This is a genomic window from Actinomadura monticuli, assembly GCF_041463655.1.
GTDB classification, from domain to species: domain Bacteria; phylum Actinomycetota; class Actinomycetes; order Streptosporangiales; family Streptosporangiaceae; genus Spirillospora; species Spirillospora monticuli.
Genome location: NZ_JAXCEI010000042.1, coordinates 1 through 2251, shown reverse-complemented (window position 1 = coordinate 2251; position 2251 = coordinate 1). Strand labels below are relative to the sequence as shown.

Sequence of the window (2251 nt, the reverse complement as noted above, 5' to 3'; positions counted from 1 at the left end):
ATCGGCGCACTACGCCTGCTCGGCTTCACCAACATCGCCGAAGCCACCCGCTGGGCACGCGACGACTTCACCCACCCACTCATCGCACTCGGTCTCAACATCTGAGAACGCATTCAGCCCTGCGGGCGCGCCAGAGCACCTCGTGGCGGACGGGAACGAAGCCGTCGTCCATCTGAATGCCCGGAACATTCGTCTCCGCCAAGAGTTCGGCGGACGGGAAGAAATAGTCGACTCGCGTTCCTCGAGGGCGTTCCTTGTTCGCTTCCCGCCAGAGCGACTTGAGCAGCAGCGACGTTGCGAGATTCTCGTCCCCCAGAAGCCCTCCCACTCCATATTGGGGCGTTGTCGGACCATCGATAGACTCAAGCGAGCGCACACTACGGTCGGCCTTGAACCATCGACCGTTGACCACGGCGTAGTGGTCAACGGTGCCCAGGAGATCGCGGCTTCGAGCGAGAGCGGGAAGCGTGAGCTCGGGAGTCTTGGACTGTCCGCTCTTTATCTCGACAACGGCCCAGGGGACGAGTTCGCCACTTGCGTCAGACGCCCATGCAACAATGTCGGGATGGACCTTCGAAGACCGGTCAAGCGGAGCTTCGAACTGAATGATTTCAAAGCCAGCGGACCTCAGCATGGCGCGGACTTCGTCGCGCATTGACGCTTCTCTATTCATCGAATTTCCCTCCCTCCTGGTTCATTCGAGCCACGAAACATACAACTCGGAACCAGCGATCGCAAAACTGAAGTTGGCTGGCCAATCCATCATTCTACCCGCCCCCGCGGCAGAACCGCGAACAACGCGGCGAGGTGTATCCCGCGGTCCATGTCATCCGGGTGGCCGAGAACGAAGTTCCTGCGCGCTGCGCTCGTCCGAGCTCGGACCAACGCGCTTGAAGGCTGCGTGCGCTCTAATCACTTTATCTGCCTTCTCAATCACGGCTGAAGCGTCCATGCCGTCTATAAAAAGAACGAGTGCGCCTCCGCCGGCATCGTCCAGCGTGGCAAACCGATCCTGGCCACGATGGCTCGCCCGTTCGATCTGCCCGCCGAAGGCGCTGAGGCCAGCGATGTCATCGACCGGTTGTTCGCCGCGAGGCAGCGAGTCCGCGAACATCACGTGTTCGGCAAGGGCATGGGCCTGGCTGCCCCACAGATCGGCATCGACGGCGCCGCCGCCGTCATCGCCCCGCCCGATGCCGACGCCGGGCCGCTCAACCCTCGTGTGATCAACGCATCGCCCGAGACCGACGAGCAGTACGAGGGCTGCCTCAGCTTCTTCGACGTACGCGACCTGGTGCCCCGTCCGCTCCGGCTGGAGATCGCCCCCACCCGTCTGGACGGGCAGTCGGTAGTCGTCCTCAACGCCGCACTCGCCCGCCTGGCCGGGTACGAGATCGACCACCTGTACAGGCATCTCTACACCGACCGGATGCGCGAGGGCGTCCACCCGATTCCTGTCGAGGACCATCGAGGGACCGGCCACGCCTGGTCCTACCGCTGAACTCCCATGACCACGACCTGACAGCCGCCCTTGGCCCGCGCTCGCGCGGCGGCGGCATCCGCTACCTCAAATGTGGTGAACACACCTGAGCTAGCCACTCGTCGACAGCCTGGTAGTCGACCGGAGTGAGGCCGCTGTTTGGGTTGACTCGGTGCAAGAGAGCCGGGCCAGAGTGGTTTGCGGATACCCAGACACGATCGCTGTTGGTGATCTCGTCATCGAGCCAGACGAAGGGGCGCCCTCCGGCCTTGGCGACGAGGGTCCGGGTCTTCCAGTGCAAGCCGTCGCGTACGTCCTGCTCTTCGGTCGCAGGTGCATCCGGCCAGGCCACGATCGCCAGCTGGGGCAGCCCGAGGCGTGTCGCGATGCAGTCGTTCGCGTCGTCCATCCAACTGGTGGCCCAGATCAGCTCGCAGTCGAGCACCAAGAGCCGTTTCCGTGCTCGGGATTGATTCGGGCCACAAGCGGATTCTCTTCGGCATGGGGTGAGGAGAGCGCCTGGTAGGTCGGATACTCCCCGGGCGTGGCTCCGAAGGGGATGAGAGGGCCGTCGACATCGAGGAAGAGGAGCGGACGCTGCTTGGATCCGGTCACGGCCGCACGATATCTGCAGAGTTGCAGACTGAGTGAGGTGATCTCAGCGAATCACCGGACGTAGCCGTGTTCGATATGGGTGAGGACGAGTGCGGCTTTGGCGATGTCACCGATTCGGCTGGGGCTGGCGGTGATGTGCTGCAGGATGCGCCAGCG

The 2251-nt window shown here is 63.4% G+C and carries 3 protein-coding genes; 1 reads left to right on the top strand and 2 read right to left on the bottom strand.

The features are described 5' to 3' along the window. Positions 1 to 94 precede the first annotated feature (94 nt). Positions 95 to 655: a hypothetical protein gene (locus SM611_RS37555; RefSeq protein ID WP_371955164.1), complete on the bottom strand. Its 561-nt coding sequence runs from the start codon at positions 653 to 655 to the stop codon at positions 95 to 97. Between the two features lie 333 nt (positions 656 to 988). Here SM611_RS37555 and SM611_RS37550 point away from each other — a divergent pair, with 333 nt between their 5' ends. After that, positions 989 to 1501, top strand: coding sequence for a peptide deformylase (locus tag SM611_RS37550; protein ID WP_371955165.1), 513 nt, complete (start codon positions 989 to 991; stop codon positions 1499 to 1501). A gap of 61 nt (positions 1502 to 1562) precedes the next feature. Here SM611_RS37550 and SM611_RS37545 read toward each other — a convergent pair whose 3' ends face one another. Then, on the bottom strand, positions 1563 to 1928 hold the full coding sequence (locus SM611_RS37545) for a hypothetical protein (RefSeq protein ID WP_371955163.1): 366 nt from the start codon (positions 1926 to 1928) through the stop codon (positions 1563 to 1565). Positions 1929 to 2251: the final 323 nt, after the last annotated feature.

What these genes read in the sequence shown, in the direction of transcription:
- SM611_RS37555 (WP_371955164.1), bottom strand. Translation starts at nt 655, where the DNA reads ATGCGCGACGAAGTCCGCGCCATGCTGAGGTCCGCTGGCTTTGAAATC.